This is a genomic window from uncultured Rothia sp. (genome assembly GCF_963507905.1).
GTDB lineage: Bacteria > Actinomycetota > Actinomycetes > Actinomycetales > Micrococcaceae > Rothia.
The window spans coordinates 54,238-73,286 of the sequence record NZ_CAUOUU010000001.1 but is presented as its reverse complement, the minus strand read 5'-3'; the positions used below and the strand labels follow the sequence as shown (position 1 = coordinate 73,286).

General features: G+C 59.3%; 16 protein-coding genes. 3 read left to right on the top strand and 13 right to left on the bottom strand.

Features of this window, described 5'->3' with window-relative positions; genetic code table 11:
• Positions 1-40: 40 nt before the first annotated feature.
• The 3 genes from folK to folP are packed head-to-tail and all read right to left on the bottom strand — an operon-like array spanning position 41 to position 2,043.
• Positions 41-631 (bottom strand): 2-amino-4-hydroxy-6-hydroxymethyldihydropteridine diphosphokinase, encoded by a 591-nt coding sequence (folK, locus tag RQ593_RS00300; RefSeq protein ID WP_311449486.1) that lies wholly within the window; start codon positions 629-631, stop codon positions 41-43.
• A complete protein-coding gene (gene folB / locus RQ593_RS00295; RefSeq protein WP_311449485.1) occupies positions 631-1,044 on the bottom strand; it encodes a dihydroneopterin aldolase in 414 nt (137 codons plus the stop codon). The genes folK and folB overlap by 1 nt, the downstream gene beginning before the upstream one ends.
• Before the next feature lie 48 nt (positions 1,045-1,092).
• Positions 1,093-2,043, bottom strand: a complete 951-nt coding sequence (folP, locus tag RQ593_RS00290) for a dihydropteroate synthase (protein WP_311449484.1) — start codon at positions 2,041-2,043, stop codon at positions 1,093-1,095.
• A gap of 157 nt (positions 2,044-2,200) precedes the next feature.
• Between folP and RQ593_RS00285 the strand changes: the two genes are divergently transcribed.
• Positions 2,201-2,392 (top strand): hypothetical protein, encoded by a 192-nt coding sequence (locus RQ593_RS00285; RefSeq protein ID WP_070641880.1) that lies wholly within the window; start codon positions 2,201-2,203, stop codon positions 2,390-2,392.
• 136 nt (positions 2,393-2,528) lie between these two features.
• Here the strand turns inward: RQ593_RS00285 and RQ593_RS00280 are convergent, their stop codons facing one another.
• The 10 genes from RQ593_RS00280 to ppa form a co-directional block, all read right to left on the bottom strand.
• The gene (locus RQ593_RS00280) at positions 2,529-3,572 is read right to left on the bottom strand and encodes an Abi family protein (RefSeq protein WP_311448781.1); all 1,044 of its coding nucleotides are present in this window, start codon (positions 3,570-3,572) and stop codon (positions 2,529-2,531) included.
• A 168-nt stretch (positions 3,573-3,740) separates the two neighbouring features.
• Positions 3,741-4,325 carry a GTP cyclohydrolase I FolE gene (folE, locus tag RQ593_RS00275; protein WP_070641882.1) on the bottom strand — a complete coding sequence of 195 codons (585 nt, stop codon included), beginning with the start codon at positions 4,323-4,325 and terminating at the stop codon, positions 3,741-3,743.
• On the bottom strand, positions 4,312-6,528 hold the full coding sequence (gene ftsH, locus RQ593_RS00270; protein ID WP_070641883.1) for an ATP-dependent zinc metalloprotease FtsH: 2,217 nt from the start codon (positions 6,526-6,528) through the stop codon (positions 4,312-4,314). The genes folE and ftsH overlap by 14 nt, the downstream gene beginning before the upstream one ends.
• 294 nt (positions 6,529-6,822) lie before the next feature.
• Positions 6,823-7,374 carry a hypoxanthine phosphoribosyltransferase gene (gene hpt / locus RQ593_RS00265; protein WP_005504342.1) on the bottom strand — a complete coding sequence of 184 codons (552 nt, stop codon included), beginning with the start codon at positions 7,372-7,374 and terminating at the stop codon, positions 6,823-6,825.
• 196 nt (positions 7,375-7,570) lie between these two features.
• Positions 7,571-8,704 (bottom strand): tRNA lysidine(34) synthetase TilS, encoded by a 1,134-nt coding sequence (tilS, locus tag RQ593_RS00260; protein ID WP_311449483.1) that lies wholly within the window; start codon positions 8,702-8,704, stop codon positions 7,571-7,573.
• A gap of 32 nt (positions 8,705-8,736) precedes the next feature.
• Positions 8,737-8,961: a helix-turn-helix domain-containing protein gene (locus RQ593_RS00255; protein ID WP_005504337.1), complete on the bottom strand. Its 225-nt coding sequence runs from the start codon at positions 8,959-8,961 to the stop codon at positions 8,737-8,739.
• A 256-nt stretch (positions 8,962-9,217) separates the two neighbouring features.
• A complete protein-coding gene (locus RQ593_RS00250; RefSeq protein ID WP_070593044.1) occupies positions 9,218-10,045 on the bottom strand; it encodes an S-layer homology domain-containing protein in 828 nt (275 codons plus the stop codon).
• Positions 10,046-10,139: 94 nt separating this feature from the next.
• Positions 10,140-11,534: a glycosyl hydrolase family 28-related protein gene (locus RQ593_RS00245; protein WP_311449482.1), complete on the bottom strand. Its 1,395-nt coding sequence runs from the start codon at positions 11,532-11,534 to the stop codon at positions 10,140-10,142.
• Between the two features lie 203 nt (positions 11,535-11,737).
• Positions 11,738-12,556, bottom strand: coding sequence for a hypothetical protein (locus RQ593_RS00240; protein ID WP_141752125.1), 819 nt, complete (start codon positions 12,554-12,556; stop codon positions 11,738-11,740).
• A gap of 434 nt (positions 12,557-12,990) precedes the next feature.
• Positions 12,991-13,476, bottom strand: a complete 486-nt coding sequence (ppa, locus tag RQ593_RS00235; protein WP_005504328.1) for an inorganic diphosphatase — start codon at positions 13,474-13,476, stop codon at positions 12,991-12,993.
• Positions 13,477-13,794: 318 nt separating this feature from the next.
• Here ppa and dacB point away from each other — a divergent pair, with 318 nt between their 5' ends.
• Complete coding sequence (dacB, locus tag RQ593_RS00230) at positions 13,795-15,336, top strand: D-alanyl-D-alanine carboxypeptidase/D-alanyl-D-alanine-endopeptidase (RefSeq protein WP_311449481.1); 1,542 nt, start codon at positions 13,795-13,797, stop codon at positions 15,334-15,336.
• A 172-nt stretch (positions 15,337-15,508) separates the two neighbouring features.
• Positions 15,509-18,592 (top strand): AAA domain-containing protein, encoded by a 3,084-nt coding sequence (locus RQ593_RS00225; RefSeq protein WP_311449480.1) that lies wholly within the window; start codon positions 15,509-15,511, stop codon positions 18,590-18,592.
• Positions 18,593-19,049: the final 457 nt, after the last annotated feature.

The following is a 19,049-nucleotide window of genomic DNA, read 5'->3' as shown; positions in this document are numbered from 1 at the left end:
TCGGTAGGTTTCTCTACCTTCCAGAGTGCCACATTTAAGGCTAATCAGGTACCTGCATCTCACGCATATAGCTAATAGCGTCTTCATCCGCCCCAACCAGCGTGCGGGACAGCTCCGCAACGTTCACGACCTCGCGGCTCAGCGGCGCAGGAACCTCATCCGGCCGCTCCCCCGAAGGCTCCGCACGCCGGGTCACCGTCAGGCGCGCCTGCGGGTCCATCTGCGCCCACGGCACCAGCACAAAAGCACGCTCCTGCGCCCGCGGATGCGGCAAAGTCAGCACCGGATCCTCAGAGATCACGCCGTCATAGTCAATCACGTCAATATCGAGGGTGCGCGGGCCCCAACGCACCAGGCGCTCACGGTGATGCGCCGCCTCCACCGCGTTACACAGCTTCAGCAGCTCGTAGGCGCCCAGGTCAGTGGCCACCTCAATGACCGCGTTCACGAAATCCGGCTGACCCGCCGGGCCACCCACCGGGGCAGTACGGTACAACCCGGAGGCGCGCACCAGCTGCACGCCGCCCGCCACCAGGTCGGCGACGGCACGCTCCAGGGTGTCTTCGCTTTCGCCCAGGTTCGAGCCCAATGCCAACACCGCGCGGTGTGTATATTCTGCTGCGCCCGCCACTAGCGGCCGCCCTCCACAGCACCCTCAGCGGCGCGTTCGCGGAACACACTCACCGCAACGTTACCGAACGGCAGCTCAATCGGCACCTGCGGCTTCGACACGGTAATCTCCACCGCCTCAACGTACTCAAACATCGCGAGAATACCCTCGGCAATGTTCACCGCGAGGGTCTCAATCAGGTCCAGCGAACCGTTCGTCACGTGGCGGTGAATCAGATCCACCACGAGCGCGTAGTTCGTGGTCTTCGTCAGGTCATCCGTGGCGGCCGCGGCGGAAAAATCGCTGTACAGGGTCGCGTCCACGACGAAAGGCTGGCCGTCGCGCTTCTCAAAATCGAGCACGCCGTGGTAGCCCCTGGCGGTAATGCCGGTGAGGGTGATGCGGTCGTGGCGTGCGTAGTCTGCCTGGGTCATTGGGGTCTCCTAGAGGGTATTCGGGTAGTCGGCGGTCGCGGATGGGAATTAGCTGACAGAACGCAGCGCGGAGGCGACCGTCACCGCATCCACGCTGGCGGGCACGTCGTGCACGCGCACCGCCCACACGCCCCGCGCCGCCACCAGGGCGGTCACCGCCGCAGAGGCTGCGGCACGATGCTGAGCCGGGCGCGGCTCCGACAGCGACTGCCACAGTTCGCGTTCAGCCTCACCGGCATCGGTTGCGGTGAAGCCGCTCGCGTTCAGGCGCTCAGCCAGCGCCATATCCGCCGCGGTCAGGGCGTTCGCGATAAAACGCTTGCGGGAACCGGCAATGAGCAGGCGGTGGCCCAGACCCTGTAGCTCGTCAATGGCGGCGAGCAGCTCCCAATCCTGCATACCGCCCTTCGCGAAGCCCAGGCCCGGATCAAGAATCAGGTTCTGCGGCAGCACACCGGCGGCGAGGAAACGCTCACGCAGGCCGGTCAGCTCCTCCACAACCTCGGTGACCACGCCGCGCGGGTACTCCGCCAGACTGTCCATGGTCTGGGAGGTGCCGCGGGCGTGCATGAGGATGTACGGCACCTGCAGTTCAGCGGCGGTTTCAATCATTTCATTGCTGACGTTCAGACCGGACACATCGTTAATGATGTGCGCACCGGCGGCAATGGCGGCGCGAGCGGTCTGCGGGTTCATGGTGTCAACGCTGATGGTGGTGCCCATCTGCGCGACTGCCTCGATGACGGGCAGGATGCGGCGCTGCTCCTCCTCCACGCTGATGCGCACGGCACCGGGGCGGGCGGATTCGCCGCCAATGTCGATAATGGAAGCGCCCTCGGCAATCATACGGGCGGCGCGGGCGATGGCGTCGGTGGCGGCGTAGTGCTGGCCGCCATCGCTGAAGGAGTCGGGGGTGACGTTGAGAATGCCCATCACGAGGGTGCGTTCGGCGGCGAGCGCGTCGCAGGGCAGGGGTGCTACACGGGTGGATTCGGTCATGGTTTTAATCGTACCGAATCTGCCGGATGACACAGCGCGCCATATTTGCATATGGCATACCGATTTAGGGGTATCCTGGGAGGGTATGCTCTGCCTGCGTCACAGCGGTGTGGGTTGGGCACCTCATACACATACATACTCTAGGAAGTGACTCATCGTGAATATGAAGACCGGCGCTTGGATCCTGTCCCTGGTGGCTCTTGCTGCGCTTGTGACCATTGTGCTTGCTGAAGGCGCCCCCGCGGTCCGCTGGATTGCTTTCGGCACCGCAACCGGTTGCGGCTTTATTGCTGTGGGCCTGATTGTGACTCTTGCGCTGGGTTGGGACGATAAGAACGAAGCCCGCTAAGGGTCTTTGAGTCTTCTTCGGGGTTTGTACGGCACCATTGCCGGTGCCGTCGGCTCCAAGGGACACAACCGCACGGCAAAAGGGGCGGAGGTGAAAACCTCCGCCCCTTTTAGCGTGTCTATAGGCCGTGAATAATTTAGCTCCACAAACGGGTTTCTTCCCAACCTTGCGGTATACCCATTGCCCGGGAGATATCAACTCCAGGAACGGAAATATTAGGACGTTCCTTCAGAATCCGCGTTAGAGATTCCGTATCCCCGATTCCACCCTGGTCCATCAGATATTTGAGGAGGGTGAGCATGCCGAAGGTCTTACGCATTTTATGGTTTTCTTCAGGCTGAGGAACACCGAATAAGTCAATAACCTCACGGATTTCAGGACTCTCGGCCCTTCTACCCGATGTTGCCCTAGGTAGAAGAACTTTGGAATGCACCCTGTTATACAGTCGTGCCTGATGTGCGCAGATATTTCGAATGCCTCTCAACGAACGTATCCAGCTTCCAAGCTGCGGATCGGTACAGTTCATATCCTGTGCTATCTGGCGACGAACTCTTCTCGGGGAAAGCATGTATAGAGTCTGCAAGGCTCCCAGGTCTAGAACCTCTACCAGCACCCATACGGGGACTTTACCATCGTATTGTTCTATGTGATGTACAGCGAAATCTTCCTTAGAACGTTGAAGAGAGTCACCACAAATCCGAACAAATTTATTCCAGATTTCTCTCCTTGCAGGAGCTACATCTAGTAGATTTTCCTTCTCGTGAATTAGCGGGTCAATCTCTCCCAGTAAATACCCCAGCCTAGCTCGTAGGTACACTTCAAGCTGGGATAAATGGGGAAGTGCAATAGAACGCAAACGCCGGTCGTACTCATAAAGAGCTACAACGTCATCAAAACATACCCCTTCTCTAAACTGGTCAACCGGGGTAATCTCTCCAGAGGCATCACGCTCAGTCTGGCGTAGGGCATGCCAATATCCGCTGAGACGGTAGTAATTAACCTTGGCGAGGGATTCAATCGCTTCTTCACGATTTTCTATCGCCATCCCTCGCCCTTCGAGTATGGCTAGTTGCTCACCGTAGCTTTTAAATTCTTTAACTTCCCGCACCGTAACAAGACCCGAATCTACTGAAGATAAAAAAGAAGACCGGTCCTGTACTCCTTCAGAATTCTCAATCATTCATCAGGCAGTGGTGCCGGTTCTAGTAGTAACAACTTTACAATCACTAATGCTCTTCATGCAAGGGCTCTCGTCATACAGCCCAACAAATGCGACCGCATAGCGCAGGGGGCAGGATTCCTTAGAATCCTGCCCCCTGTCATATAGCTATATGCTCATCCGGTGGGCTTAGCGCTGCGAGAAAATCAGGCTCATCGCCTCCGCACGGGTTGCGGTGTTCATGAGCGCGCCGCGTACCGCGCTGGTCACGGTCTTCGCGCCCGGCTTACGCACACCGCGCATCGACATGCACATGTGCTCAGCCTCAATCACCACAATCGCGCCGCGCGGGTTCAGGTGCTCCTCCAAAGCCTCCACCACCTGCGTGGTCAGACGCTCCTGCACCTGCGGGCGGCGAGCGTACAAATCCACCACGCGGGCGAGCTTGCTCAGGCCGGTAACCTTACCGTCCGGGCCCGGAATGTAACCCACATGCGCCACACCGTGGAACGGCACCAGGTGGTGCTCACAGGTCGAGTAAAACGGAATGTCCTTCACCAGCACCATCTCAGAGTGGGCAATGTCGAAGGTCGTACCCAGAATCTCGCCGGCGTCCTGGTGCAGGCCCGAGAAGAACTCCGCGTAGGCACGCGCCACACGAGCCGGGGTCTGCTGCAGACCATCACGGTCCGGATCCTCACCAATCGCGAGCAGAATCTCACGGACGGCAGCCTCAATACGCGGCTGGTCGACGGCGTTCTTAGCCTCGCTCATTCTCTGCTCCATTCTGGTTCGGGGTGCCGTTCTCCGGGCGCTGCGCCGGAGGGGCGGGGTAGTTCGGGTACTGCTGGGTGGGCATTGCGACGGTCGGGTCGGCGTCCGGGTCGGTGAGGGGTGCCTGAGGCGGCAACGGCTGCGTAGGTGCTACCGGAACCTGCTGCGCGGGTGCAGCCGGTGCTACCGGAACAGTAGGTGCCGTAGCAGTAGCGGTAGGTGCTTCCTCAGCCTTCTGCGCCTCCTGAGCCAGCTCGCTCGGTGCCTTAACCGGCGGGATGTCGGTACGCTCGCGGGTCGGCTTGGAGTACCAGTGCTCACGCTCGGGGCGCTTGCGAACATCCTTGAAGATTTCGGCAATCTCGTTCTCGAGCAGGGTTTCCTTCTCCAGCAGGGCGAACGCCAGGCGATCGAGAATATCGCGGTTTTCCAGCAGAATCTGGAATGCCTCATCGTGTGCCTGCTCCAGCAGGGCTCGGATCTCAGCGTCGACCTTTGCCGCAGTTGCGTCGGAGTAGTTGCGTGCCGAAGCGCCGCCACCACCGAGGAACGGTTCGGTGTCTTCGCCGCCAAGCTTCACGGAACCAATCACGGCGCTCATGCCGTAGTCGGTGACCATCTTGCGGGCGGTGTCGGTTGCCTTCTGAATGTCGTTAGACGCACCGGTGGACGGGTCGTGGAAGACAATCTCCTCAGCGGCACGGCCACCCATCGCGTACGCCATCTGGTCGAGCAGTTCGTGGCGGGTCGTGGAGTACTTATCGTCCTGCGGCATGACCATGGTGTAACCCAGGGCGCGACCACGCGGAAGAATCGTAATCTTGGTGACCGGCGCGGAGTTACGCAGTGCCGCCGCGACCAGGGCGTGACCGCCCTCGTGGTATGCGGTGACCTTACGCTCGTGCTCGTTCATGATGCGCGAGGAACGCTGCGGACCAGCCATGACGCGGTCGATTGCCTCGTCGATAGCGCGGTCGTCAATCACGTTGCCGTTATCGCGGGCGGTCAGCAGAGCCGCCTCGTTCATGACGTTCGCCAGGTCAGCACCGGTGAAGCCGGGGGTGCGCTTAGCGACCTGTGCCAGGTCAACGGTGTTAGCGATCGGCTTGCCTGCGGCGTGAACGCGCAGGATGTGTTCGCGGCCCTGCATGTCGGGGGCGTCCACACCAATCTGACGGTCAAAACGGCCGGGACGCAGCAGCGCCGGGTCCAGAACGTCGGGTCGGTTCGTTGCCGCAATGACGATGACGTTCGAGTTGCCGTCGAAGCCGTCCATCTCAACCAGCAGCTGGTTCAGGGTCTGCTCACGCTCGTCATTACCGCCGCCCATGCCGACGCCGCGGCGGCGGCCAACAGCGTCGATCTCGTCGACGAAGACGATGGCGGCGGGGTCGCTCTTCGCTTCCTTGAACAGGTCGCGCACGCGGGACGCACCCACACCCACGAACATTTCAACGAAGTCAGAGCCAGAAATCGAGTAGAACGGCACGCCAGCCTCGCCCGCCACAGCCTTGGCGAGCAGGGTCTTACCGGTGCCAGGAGGGCCGTACAGCAGCACGCCCTTGGGGATCTTTGCACCCAGGCGGGTGAACTTTTCGGGTTCAGCCAGGAACTCGCGGACTTCTTCCAGTTCGGCGAGCGCCTCGTCCACGCCGGCAACGTCGCTGAAGCGGACTTCCGGCTTGTCCTTGGTGAACTTCTTCGCGCGGGACTTGGAGAAGCTCATCACGGAGGAGCCGCCTCCGACTCGTCCCATCAGGAACCAGAAGAGCACACCAAAGAGCAGAATCGGCAGGAGCAGGGACACCAGGGAGCCCAGGAAGCTGTGCTCAACGGGCTGGTCCGTGTAGCTTTCCAGCTCGGCGGATTCCATTGCCTTAGCAACTTCGTCGCCGCGGGGCTGCACGTAGTAGAAGCGCACCGACTTACCGTAGTTGTCGTTGCCCTTCTTGTAGTCGTCCTTAAGCTGCAGCTCGACGCGCTGGTCGCCGTCGTAGATCTTTGCGCTCTTGACCTGGTGGTCGTTGAGCAGCTGAAGACCCACGTTGGTGTCCACCTGACGCGAGGGCTGAGTGAAGAAGGAGGCCATGAGGAAAGCCAGCATGATTACGAGAGCTGCACCCGGCCAGAACCAGGGGCCGTTAATCAGCTTCTTCAGGAAGCCCTCCGAGCCTTTCTGCGGAGTATTGGGGTTTTGCGCCAATGCTTTGTCCTTACGTTGCGGCTGTAACCCGTTGGGGTGCGGCATGCCTGCCGGAACACCCAACGGTGCAACCTTAAATGTACCCTACCCCGGCGGGCGGCTAGGTACCGGGCTTCTCTATTTCACCTGCGGGCTAAAGGGTTGTAGCACTCGGTGGGGGTGAAAGTGCATCTTCTTCGGCGGGTACATCCGCCCCCGAGTACATCCACCGTCGGGTACAGCAACGCCCCGCTCCCCCACAAGCGTGAGGAGGCGGGGCGTCACCACCTACAGCATGGTTGCTGAGGTGAAGGCTTAGGAGTAAACGTGCGGGTGCAGGGTTGCGACGCAGTCCAGGTTGCGGTACTTCTCAGCGAAGTCCAGGCCGTAACCAACAACGAACTCGGGCTCGATGTCCCAGCCGACGTACTTGACCTCAACGTCAGCCTTGACAACCTTGGGCTTGCGCAGCAGGGTGCAAATCTCAACGGAAGCTGCGCCGCGAGAAATCAGGTTCTGCTGCAGCCATGCCAGGGTCAGGCCGGAGTCAATGATATCTTCAACGATCAGGACGTTGCGGCCCACCAGGTCGGTGTCCAGGTCCTTGAGGATACGCACAACGCCGGAGGACTTGGTGCCGGAACCGTACGAGGAAACAGCCATCCAGTCCATGGTGTAGTGGCCCTTGAGAGCGCGGGAAAGGTCAGCCATGATCATGATGGCGCCCTTGAGAACACCCACCAACAGCACGTCCTTACCGGCGTAGTCTTCGTCGATGCGCGCCGCCAGTTCGGCGACCTTCGCATTAATCTCTTCCTTGCTGAAGAGAACGTTCTTGATATCGTCCTGCACGTCGATAGCCTGCACGATGTATTCCTTCGTATTCTTTTAGACGCTCTGCGCCTCCGCCGGGGGCCCCGGGTGCGAGGTTTCATGCCTTCCCACGGCGGATAATGTGGATGGTGTTCGCCTTAAGTATGGCTTAAAACGGCGCCGCGGCGCACCTCACCATGCAGATAGTGTGTGCTGAGGATGCTCCGCGGGCATCTAGCTGGGCACCTAGTTAGGGTCGAGTTGGCACTAATACGAGCACGTCCAGGCGTTCACCGGTTGCCGGATGCACAATTTTGCGGCGGCGGTACGCGCTCACGTGGCCGGGCATCTGAACTGGCCCAGCCACCGCGTATTCGGCAGTGAAAGAGTCCAGCGCCTGCAGTCGCTCGAAGCCGGGGTTCTCTCCCCCGGCGGTCTTGCAGGCGGTCGCAAGCACACGCAATCGAAGCGCCGGGTGTAGCGCCGCCACCTGTGCACGGTCCAGTAGCACGGCGTCGTCACGTTCGATGCCACGCACGGTGGTTCCGGCGGGTAGGAGCGCCTGCTCGTAGGCTGCCTGTGCCTGTTCGTCGAGGTATTCGGCGTCGGGGCCAGCTACGGAGGCGGTGCGCGCCAGGGAGCGGGCGACGTCCCCGCCGAGGTGCTCCTCCAGGTAGGGCAGCACGCTGTGGCGGATGCGGGCACGCATGAGGGTTTCGTCGGTGTTGGTCGGGTCGATCCAGGGGGTGAGGGTTTCGGCGTCGCAGATGTCGAGCATGTCGGTGCGGCGCAGACCGAGGAAGGGACGCAGGTAGGTGACACCCTCTTCGATGCGTACGGGCGGCATACCGGCAAGGGAGCGTGTGCCGGAGCCGCGGCTTAGGCCGAGTAGCACGGTTTCTGCCTGGTCGTCGAGGGTGTGACCGAGCAGTACGGCGCGGGCGCCGGTGGCTTCAACAGCTTTCGTGAAAGCGGCGTAGCGGGCGGTGCGCGCCGCCATTTCGGGGCCCATGTTGCCGACGGGAACCTGCACTTTTTCGGTGATGACGGGGTGAAGCCCCAGGTCGGTGAGGGTCTGCGCGGTCTGCGCGGCGACCGCGGCGGAGTCTTCTTGCAGGCCGTGGTCGACGATGATGGCGCCTACGCGTACGTCGCTGCGGCGTGTGAAGTGCGCGGCAATGGCTGCCAGCGCGAGGGAGTCGGGGCCGCCGCTGCAGGCGACCAGGAGCAGGGGCAGGTCGGCGGCATCCGCGGTGGAGGCGGTGCGGGAGCGCCCGGTAGCTTTGATGCTTCCAGCGCCGAGGAGCTTTTCAAGGGCGGCGGCGAGGTGGCGGCGAGCAGTGCCGACGGCGGGGTGCAGGCGTCCTGCGCGTCCATTCTGCATGGTGGTTCCTTTATATAGGCGTGCGGGAGGGGTTAGGTGAGGGGGTTGGTGATAGCCAGCTCGATGCCGAGCTCTTGGGCGACCTTGAGGACCGCACCAATTGACGGGCCGGGTAGCCCACGCTCAATATCGCGGATCGTTTTATCGCTGAGCCCAACCATCCATGCCAACTCCATTTGGGTGATTTTTTCGTACTTGCGGACGGCGCGAACCTGGGCACCAAATTCCTGTGCGAACCCCGTTGCGTCGAATGCCATGGGGGTTTCCTCCTCACCGCTACAGAACCTCACGTTATACGAACTATTCTTCGTAATATGCCCATAATAGCACCTCGAGAAGCTCTCTGAGGCTATTTTCCGAAGAATAGTTCGGTTACGCACCCTTCCACGGAACCTCCGAACACAATCAAGGAGCACAACAAAAGGGGGCGTGCCCACCGCCTCCAGTACGCACGAAAACTCGCACGAACCAGACACGGGGAACACGCCCAGCAAGCCCTCCGCTCACCTGCCGCTAGGACAGCGACTGCAGACGAGCCACAATGGGCGCCAACTCCTCGTGGTAATCAAGAACCATGAGAGGGGTGAAAATAGTGCGGTACGAAGCGTAATAGAAATCCGGTGTTTTATTGAAATCCCACGGCGTGTACCCGTTAGTGAAGAAGTTAGTGTCATACGCCCGAATATCTCCCCCCTTCGCCAGCGCATGCTGGTACACCCAGCTCATTGCTCGATGCAACTCACTCCCTTCCTTAATGGGAGCAGCACCCTTCTCAGCACGCACAGCATTCGCCGCATCCAGGGATTCCAGAGTCACCTTGGGGCTACCCGCAGCACGATAAAGGAAGGTAAAGTAGGCGCCACGGCTCGCCGGAGTGTCATAGTGGAAGGAGCCGTCAGACCAACCAGCGCTCAAACCCACGCGGGTCGCCCAGATAGCAACCTTATAACGAGCATCGCCCGGAGTCAGGTCGGTGTACGGGGACTTCTCCGGCAGGTTCTTCACCTCGGGTGAACCCGCCAGATGGTACAGGTACTCCAGCAAGCGGCCACGCGAGATAGTCATGACCCCGTTCGGCAACTTATCTTCATCGGTTGTAGCCAGCCCAACAACCTGATTCTTCGTAATCAGGCCAGTGCACTCTGCCCACTTCAAACTGCTTATAGCGTTCTTGCCGTAATAGAAGTACATATCAAAACAATTAATATCAAATTCCAGCTCTTCAACAGGCTGTGCAGATTTCGGATGAATGTATGCCGCCTGGGCTACGCCCTGACCCATATACCCCATAGCCAGTGCCAACAGTGCCGCCGCGCCGCGGGTCGAAAGGTTTTTCTTCATTTTCTATCCTCGGTGAAAGGTGTGAGATTAGAAGAAGAGTGAATCCCTTTGAACATACTCGGGATTCACTCTCCGCGCAATTATTTCAGAATGATTAAAATTTTATGTCATCTTTTTTATTCGAATTAATAATACTATCTAGCGAGGTCCTCATGACCTTAAAATTAATATCAATATAGAAATTTCTCCAGGGGACACTGGAATCGTACTTAAAGAAAAGGTGCCGGTCGTCACCCTGGGTCAATTTATTGCCATTACGTGATGAACCAGCCACAATACTAATATCATCCAGCTTATTCTCAATATAAAATCCATAACGTGACGCCTTCCTGTCGGATTTAGGATTAGCAGAACGCGGCGCAACAAGACGAGCTCCAGAAGCATTTCTACTGATATACCAATTAGCCGCCTGGTCCGTCCGAGCTGCACCCCTTAAAGTGATTTTATCTTCATAGCTTGATGACTCACCCAAACAGTTCATAAATTGATTATCTTTAAATCCAACAATCCATCCGTGCCCACCATTCTCCTGAGCGGTACATCCGATGAACATATTCCGTTCGCCAAAAATCGCCCACCCGGCACCAGACTTTCTGCGGTACTGATCTCTATCGTGATAAAGGTCGGAATTTGGCTTATTGCGAATAGCAAACCAGGCGGTACATGCCACAAATTTACATTGAGCTCCGTACACCTCAATTGCCCCATGATATCCGCCACCAAGATTGGCATCAGAGACCTCAACCATCACAAACTTATTATCCGCAGCTCCAGAGTTCAAACTCTCTGTTCTACGCTGAACATGACCCACCGGCTTTCCCACCAAGAGCCCTTGTCTGCGAGTTTTACGAATGCGGACCTTATCAACCTTCATAGCACGATCATGTTCACCCAGGATGGCAATTCCGATTGCCGTATCCCAGATTTCAATATTTGAAATAATAGGGGCAGCTTCAGGTTCATTAAAAATATCATATCTTGTATGAACAATAATGCCCGCAATATTATCCGGTATATAATTATCAGCAACGTGCTTACCCTGAGCAATTTGATACTCAAAAAATCCTTTACGAATATTAGGATTCAAAAGATTAAGATTGGCGGCACGAATAAACATATCCCGTACCCCAAAACGCATTGGTATATTTGTTCCCATATCACCCACAAAGGTATTGTATGACCCCATATGAAATACCCCCTGACACTCCATATCGTCACCATCAACATCTCTTAAAATCTTCGGGTTTTTATTAAACCCAATAATTTGTGTTGAGAATCCATGACCATACACCTCTACCCTATCCCTGAGATTAATAAAATCATTACTCACAAGATAGATTCCCGAAGGAATCTCGACAGAACCACCACCGGGAACAGCGGCCACCGAGTTAATGGCATTTTGAATTGCTGGTGCGGAATCCTTCGTACCGGTTGGGTCTGCACCAAAATCCAAAACATTCACATGCTTTGATTTACTATAATCAACCATATTGTATTCCTTTCTTAAGCCATGTAGTTCAAACGCATTCAAATAGTTTGAATGCCAACCCACCAATTTTCCCTGAATATCTATACATAAAGATGATTTGATGTTTAATTCTATTAAATCTGTACCAACCCCCTATCAATCATCTCTTTTTGCAGAGCAAGATTTCCCGAATCCACAACCCTGCGATTACCCCCATAATTGTTTTATGGGGCAGCTATTGTGGTACATGTCAACACGCCTCCCGGCGTCCTAACACTAATCCGATAGGAAGCCGACACAGTAGATCCGCCGTATTCGCTACGACCCGGGAAATACACGCCAAAGCACCCTCGTTGAAACAACTCTTCCGGCTGAGAAATATCTTTATCTACCTCAAGACCCCATTCCCAGCGCTGAGCTTGAATAAACGCACCGTCATCTTCTCCAAGGGATGCGTTTCCCTTCATCTCCCCTTGGTAGACACCACAAAAATACTCAGTGCTCTCCGTTGAGGCACCACGCGCACGAACCACCTTCAGACCCGAGTCTTCACGCACTGTCAGTGATGGTGCAGCCGGGTACCCCTCAGGAGAATGGCTTGTCAATCCCATAGAACCCGGCTGCCAACGGCTCATCTGCACCATGTATTCTTGCGATCCACTCAGCTGTTCAAGCTCAACCACAATCTGCTGACCCGAAGGAATTTTAGACAGCCACTGCCCTGTATCACGGTGAATATGGGGACGAATTACCTCATATAAGGCTGACTCTTCTTGATTCCCCATCAGTTCTACCGACGGAAGCGCATGCACCCCTACAAAAGGGCCCGAAAAGGGAAGAAGCTGAAACCACAGAATGACATTATCTGCACCATTAGTCGGCACCCATGCTTCACGAAGCGGGGCAACAGTGCATCCATCTATTTGCTGGGGAGACCCAACAGAGCCCTGAATACCCCATGCCGTGCTCTGAGGTGCTGCGAAGAAACTTACCAGGGCAAATGACGAAAGCCGGCACACATGCCGGCGTGACAGTTCAGACATGATAGTCCTTAAATTAAGTTGAGTGATGACAATAGTGTGTGGCGTTTACGCTTCGTCGACGCTCTATACACCACACTCCTTCAACCCTACTCTGAAAATTCACCGTTTCGAGTATTCACAAGCAAATATTTCATTCTCGTGAAAAAATATATATCAATGTAAACCTGAAGTTTATTAAAATCTCACTTTAAACTTGAATATTTATGTAACTAGAACTTTAGAAATATCTTTAAAAATCTGAACTTTCAGAAATATTACAAGCCCCACCGCGCAAAGTACTTGTTGAAATCGACCTCGACAAAGCCCTGGGCAACAACTCCGAGCACAACAAAAGGGGGCGTGCCCACCGCCTCCAGCACGCACAAAAAATCGCACGAACCAGACGCAGGGAACACGCCCCCTACAAAACCGGGTGCACCTAACGGTGCGGCAGCTTAGTGACCCTCAGCTGCGAAACGGTCGATAGCCTCCTGGACCATCTTCTCAGCAGCAGCCAGATCCTCCCAGCCCTCGCCCTTAACCCACTTGCCGGGCTCCAGGTCCTTGTAACGCTCGAAGAAGTGCTGAATCTCAGCCTTCAGCTGCTCCGGAACATCAGCCAGGGACTTGATGTGGTCGTAGCGCTTGTCGGTGGGAACGCACAGAACCTTAGCGTCGCCGCCAGCCTCATCGGTCATGTTGAATACTGCAACGGGGCGGGACTCAACCAGCACGCCGGGAACAACGTCAACGTCCAGGATCAGCATTGCGTCCAGCGGGTCGCCGTCCTCACCCAGGGTGTTCTCGAAGTAGCCGTAAGCGGTGGGGTACTGCATGGAGGTGAACAGCACGCGGTCCAGGCGCAGGCGGCCGGTCTCGTGGTCCACTTCGTACTTCACGCGGGAGCCGCGGGGAATTTCAATAGTGACGTCGAGTTCCATCGGAACCTTCTTTCTCGTGAGTTAGAGTCACTTTCGCGGCGACTTCGGCGCGCAAGGTGCGAAAGTTAGGTGTTGAACTCACCCATTGTAACCCGTTCACGCACACCGAAACCGCGTATTCGGCGCCAAAACCAGCGTAATTTACCACGCGCACACCACTGTTAACGTTCCGCCTAGTCCCGCGCCCGCCAACGCGACCCGCCGCCGTGCCGGACAGGTCAGATAGGGTTCGTGAAGGGCGGGAGGAACGCGGCAGGAGTGTTCCAACACCGGCGCGTAAATTCGATAGGCACCCCATCCGCCCGCTATGCTCAAAAGATGCCTTCCAACAAGCCCAACACACAGACCACCACCCTCACCCGCCGCGCCGCCCTCACCCTCGGCGGTATGTTCCTCCTCACCGCCTGCGGATCCGCCGCAACCGAACAGAAACGCCCCGAAGGTTCCGCAAGCCCCAGCGGCAGTGCGTCCGGTACCGCCGAGGCGACCGCCTCCGCAACCCCGAGCGCTACGCCGAGCCTCGCGCCCGCACTGCCCGAAGCGGAACAGGGGCAGCTACGCAACGCCCTCACCGCGCTCTTCGCGGACGGCACCTACCCGCAGTACAGCCTGCTCGTCACCGGCATGGACGGCAACCTGCCCAGCATCAAGGCGACCACCGCACCCGCCGACCTGTACGCCGCCAACGCCGACACCGCGCGTGTGCCCGCCTCCACCTTTAAGGTGCTGACCCTGTTCGCGCTCAACCACTACGCGAACCTGCAGGCGCGCCTGCGCACCCGCGTCACCCGCGACGCCGCCGGACTGTACCTCATGGCTGGTGGCGACACCCTGCTCGGTGCGGGCGCCTCCAACCCGAAGCAGATTGTGGGACGCGCAGGCCTGGGAACCCTCGCCGAGCTGACCGTGAAGGCGCTTCTTCAGGGTGAGAAGCCTGCCGCGGCGCTGCCCGTCTACCTGGACGGCACCTTCTTCAGTGGCCCCGGTGTGAACCCCGGCTGGGATGCTGCTGACGTGGCGTCCGGCCAGATTACGCCCATTCACCCGATTGCGCTCGAATCGCACACGGTGCCGGGCAAGTCGACCGCAAGCAACCCGGTACGCCCGGATGATGCGGCGGTTGCCGCCCAGCAGGCGCTCGTGGATGCGCTCAACACCGCCGGTAAGGAGTCCGGGCTGAGCTTCACCCTCGCGGAGCGCCGTACCGCCCCCGCGGAAGCGGTTGAAATCGCCGCGGTCGAGTCGGCAACCCTGCTGGAGCAGGCGCAGCACATGATGCTCGAATCCGATAACGCCCTGGCTGAGGTGCTTGGCCGTTGCGCCGCCATCGCCGCCGGTAAGGAAGGCAGCGGCGAAGCGGCACAGCAGACCGTGCGCCAGGCGCTCGTGGATGCCGGCGTGAACGTTGAAAACCTGGTGCAGGCGGATGTGTGCGGCATGTCCCTGACGGACCGCGTGACCGCCCGAACCCTCGTGCAGGTTGTGGCTCTGCTGAATGCTGATGAGCATGCGGAGCAGCTCATGAGCACGTTCCCGGTCGCGGGCGTGAGCGGCACCCTGTCCAATCGTTTTGGCGCGGCGAACGCCGTGCACGCACGCACTTTTGTGCAGGCGAAGACCGGCACCCTGTACACGGTGTCTTCGCTGTGCGGTGTGGTGACCCGGCCCGACGGTACCCGCCTGATTTTTGCGATTATTCTGAACGATCTGGGCGGCTCGGATGCGCTGCCCGCCGCGAAGGAACGCGTGGACGCCGCGGCGGCGGCGATTGCGAACCGCTCGACTGCGCCGAGTGCTTCTAGTGCCTCTAGTGCTTCTAGCGCGCCGGAAGCTACTGCAGAAGCAGTAAAAGCCCCCTAAATCACCCTGTGCGGGTTGATTTTCTATAGTGTTTCACGTGAAACCTGAAAATCAACCTCTCGGGGTGAGGTAGCCCGGAGCGCCGATAGGCTCCTCAACCGGGCTCACGCCCACTCACCCGGCGGGGTTTTATGCCCGCCTTGTTTCTCTCTCCTCCAGCAGAAAAGTCACCATGGACCTTACCTTCACCCTCGCTGACCTGACCGCCACCTCCGCCTGCGAGCTGCGGCTCTACACCGAGCTCCGGGAGCGTGCGCAGAAACAGTCTGCACGCCCGACCGCCGAGAAGTCCGAGCGCGCCCGCGAGGCGTACCGCGAGTGCCTGCGAGTGCTGGCCGAAGATGGAGTGATCGGCGGTGAGCACGCGGGCGGCACAGCGCGCCCGGTACCCCTGGTAGCGACCTCCGCGGCGGGGCTGACCTACACGGTGGAGCTTGACCGTCTGGAGCACCCGACTGCGGACAGTACCGCACAAATCATCTGCACCCCGCACCTGGGTGAGGCGGCGCATCGGGCGCTGTTGCGCGGTGCCCTGGCGGCGCATCTGCTGACCGCCGGTGCCGCCGAGACTGCCACCGAGAGTGCCAAGAACGCGGTGCGCCTCGACCTCTGCCTGGAACACGGCGCGGAACCCGATTCGGAGCATACTGAGCATTCCTCCCCCACTGGTCAACCTCACCGGGTTGATTCGGCGCTTATTCTGCCGCTCATCCGCCTGCAGGAGCAGCGCCTCCTCTCGCTCACCCAGGCACTGAACGAGGGTGTGGAACCGGCGGAACTTGCCGAGCGCATCCCGTATTTTCTGACCTGCGGCGAGTGCCCGGCGTGCCTGAACGCATGCCTGAACATAGCGGCACCTCTTGCCCTCGCAACGGATGCCCCGGAACTCGTCACCGAATACGCTGCTGGAGACGACCCCGAAACCGAAGAGCATCTGGTCATGTACCGGGTGCCCGCCGCCGTGGAGAACGACAGCGAACAGTACCGCCTGCAATGCCTGCTAGATGCCCAGCTCGCCTCCCTCGAAGAGCACGCGGCGGAGCACGGCTGGGGCGCCGGTGAGCTTGAGGCGGCGATGCTACTGTCCATGACGAATTACCACCGCCGTGAGCGCGCCCCGTTCTGGCGTGAGCACATTCGCCGCCTGGAGGACGGCCCGACGGCGTGGGTGGCGAGCCGCGATTACGCGTACCTTGATCGGGTGCAGGTGCTTTCGGCGGAGCATGCCCATGCCCTTCTGAACACCCCCGCAGACCTGGAGGCGCTTGCCGCCGCCATGAAAGAGCCCACCGAGGTTGAGGACGCCCCCGGCTGGTATCGTGTGCGCGGCGCGCAGGTGCGCCTGTTGCGTGCGCGAATTGAGGCTGACCCGAGCCTGGTGATTGCGCCCTCTGACCGTGCGGTGTTTTGTGCGTATGAGGCGGGTCTGAGCCCGCAGATTGCGCTGGACCGTATGGAGTCGCAGCTGAATTATTTCCGTGCGTCGAATCCGGGTGAGCGTGTACCCGCCGAGTTGGCGGCGACGGGTTTCTTTGGCATGCGTGTGCTGGCGGTGGCGCAGGGCGGTTTCCGTGCTGGATCCGTGGATTCTGCGGATCCCGAAGAGGCTGCCGCTGAGTCCGGCAAGTCGACCGGCGAGTCGGCTGGCGCAGAGTCGGCTGGCGAGTTCTTGGAGGTGCTTCTGCAGGAGCGCATCCGTGTGAAGGATGAGCCGCACGGTGCCCTACCTTCGGGTATTGGTCCTGGCGATCCGGTGTCTACGGCGACGATTGAGGCGGCTCTGCAGGCCGATGTGCACGGGCTACTTTTCGATGGCGCCCTCATGCCGAGCGACCCCGTGCTTAATGGCCCCGTGCCCGGCGAGGATTCCGGGGCTTCCGATGCTCCCTCCTCGTCCCGCGCCCTGCCGAGCGTGCTCGATGCGGCGGCTTCGCTGACGGGGGTGGAGAGTGCCTCCACGGATTTGTTGTTCCGCCGCGCGCCGCGCCTGAAGAAGGGCGCCTCGAACGCCAAGAATGCAGAAAATCTACCCCTTGAGGTTGATTTTTCCGCCTCTGACCTGCCCACGGTGGATGCCGTGCACGCGGCGGTTCGCGCTCTCGACCATTCCTATGTGGCGGTTCAGGGCCCTCCGGGTGCGGGTAAGACCTTCCTCGCCTCGCATGTGATTGCGCGTCTGGTGGCTGAGGGTGCGAAGGTGGGCGTGGTGGCTCAGTCGCATGCGGTGATTGAGAATCTCATGTTGGCGTGCTGTGCCCGTGATGGTTTTGATGTTTCGCGTGCGGTGCGTCTGCGCGGTAAGTCGGTGACTCCGGACGCCCCGTGGTCTGAGGTGTCTGATTCTGAGCTGGTGGAGCTGATTTCTGGTGCGGGCGGCCTGCTGTTTGGCGGTACGGTGTGGGATTACGTGAGTGAGCGTCGCGTGCCTGCCGGGTCGCTAGATGTTCTGGTGGTTGATGAGGCGGGCCAGTTCTCGCTCACGAATACGGTGGCGGCGGCTCGTGCGGCTCGTTCGGTGCTGCTGTTGGGCGATCCGCAGCAGTTGCCGCAGGTGTCGACGGGTGTGCACCCGTACCCGGTGGACGTTTCGGCGTTGGGCTGGTTGTCTGACGGGGCGGCGGCGCTGGATCCTCGTTTTGGCTATTTCTTGGGTGAGTCGTGGCGTATGGATTCGGCGTTGTGCGAGCGGGTTTCGTGGCTGTCGTATGATGGCGCGTTGGCGAGCGCGGCGGCGACGGCTGGTCGCGCCCTGCGGGGTGTTGCGCCGGGTGTGGTGTCGTATCCGGTGGAGCATGCGGGTTGTTCGGTGCGTTCTGTACAGGAGGCGCAGGCGGTGGTGGATTGCGTGCGCGAGTTGTTGGGTCGTGAGTGGGTTCCGGCGGCTGGTGCTGAGCCGCGCCCGTTGGCGGCGGAGGATTGCATTGTGGTGGCGGCGTATAACGCGCAGGTTGATTGTGTGCGTGAGGCGCTGATTGCTGCTGGTTTGGCGGATTCTTCGGGTGCTGGTGTGCGTGTGGGCACGGTGGATAAGTTCCAGGGTCAGGAGGCTGCGGTGGTGTTGGTGTCGTTGGCGTCGTCGCGGGTTGATTCTGGGCGCGGTGCCGGGTTTGTGCTGTCGCCGAATCGTTTGAATGTGGCGGTGTCGCGCGGTCAGTGGCGGGCGGTGTTGGTGCATTCGCCGTGGGTGGCGCGTTCGGTGCCGCAGGATGTTGAGGAGGTGCTGGCCCTGTCGGGTTTCGCGGGCCTGGTGGAGTAGCGCCCCTAGCGCGGCCCTTATTCTGCGCTCTTCTACGCTCCCCCGCCCGCTGCGTTGCGGGGCTGACTGTAACAGGGTCTGACTGTAACAGAGTCTGGCAGTGTGGATTGGCGGAGCCTGGTTGCGGGTGTCTTTGGCGTGCCCTGATTCGGGTTCAGCCGGGTTTAGTCAGGGCTCAGCCGGGCGGAAGCACCAAGAATAAATTATAGTCAAACTAACCCTAATGTCAATACTCAAAATGGGGAAAGTTTTTCAACCAGTGTTCATGTATATGATTACCGTCTCTTATAGAATCTAAAGTATCGCGCGACACACTATTTGTGCGGGGGGGGGTGGCTCCCGATGAGCCGCCCCGTGCATCCTCAACCACCCCGTGATGACCGGCGGGCCCGTCATGACCGGCGGGCACAGGCGAAAACAAGTGAAAACAGACGAATACAGGCAGGCACAGCCGACT

What these genes read in the sequence shown, in the direction of transcription:
- folB (WP_311449485.1), bottom strand. Translation starts at nt 1,044, where the DNA reads ATGACCCAGGCAGACTACGCACGCCACGACCGCATCACCCTCACCGGC.
- folP (WP_311449484.1), bottom strand. Translation starts at nt 2,043, where the DNA reads ATGACCGAATCCACCCGTGTAGCACCCCTGCCCTGCGACGCGCTCGCC.
- RQ593_RS00280 (WP_311448781.1), bottom strand. Translation starts at nt 3,572, where the DNA reads ATGATTGAGAATTCTGAAGGAGTACAGGACCGGTCTTCTTTTTTATCT.
- folE (WP_070641882.1), bottom strand. Translation starts at nt 4,325, where the DNA reads ATGAGCGAGGCTAAGAACGCCGTCGACCAGCCGCGTATTGAGGCTGCC.
- tilS (WP_311449483.1), bottom strand. Translation starts at nt 8,704, where the DNA reads ATGCAGAATGGACGCGCAGGACGCCTGCACCCCGCCGTCGGCACTGCT.
- RQ593_RS00255 (WP_005504337.1), bottom strand. Translation starts at nt 8,961, where the DNA reads ATGGCATTCGACGCAACGGGGTTCGCACAGGAATTTGGTGCCCAGGTT.
- RQ593_RS00250 (WP_070593044.1), bottom strand. Translation starts at nt 10,045, where the DNA reads ATGAAGAAAAACCTTTCGACCCGCGGCGCGGCGGCACTGTTGGCACTG.
- RQ593_RS00245 (WP_311449482.1), bottom strand. Translation starts at nt 11,534, where the DNA reads ATGGTTGATTATAGTAAATCAAAGCATGTGAATGTTTTGGATTTTGGT.
- RQ593_RS00240 (WP_141752125.1), bottom strand. Translation starts at nt 12,556, where the DNA reads ATGTCTGAACTGTCACGCCGGCATGTGTGCCGGCTTTCGTCATTTGCC.
- ppa (WP_005504328.1), bottom strand. Translation starts at nt 13,476, where the DNA reads ATGGAACTCGACGTCACTATTGAAATTCCCCGCGGCTCCCGCGTGAAG.
- dacB (WP_311449481.1), top strand. Translation starts at nt 13,795, where the DNA reads ATGCCTTCCAACAAGCCCAACACACAGACCACCACCCTCACCCGCCGC.
- RQ593_RS00225 (WP_311449480.1), top strand. Translation starts at nt 15,509, where the DNA reads ATGGACCTTACCTTCACCCTCGCTGACCTGACCGCCACCTCCGCCTGC.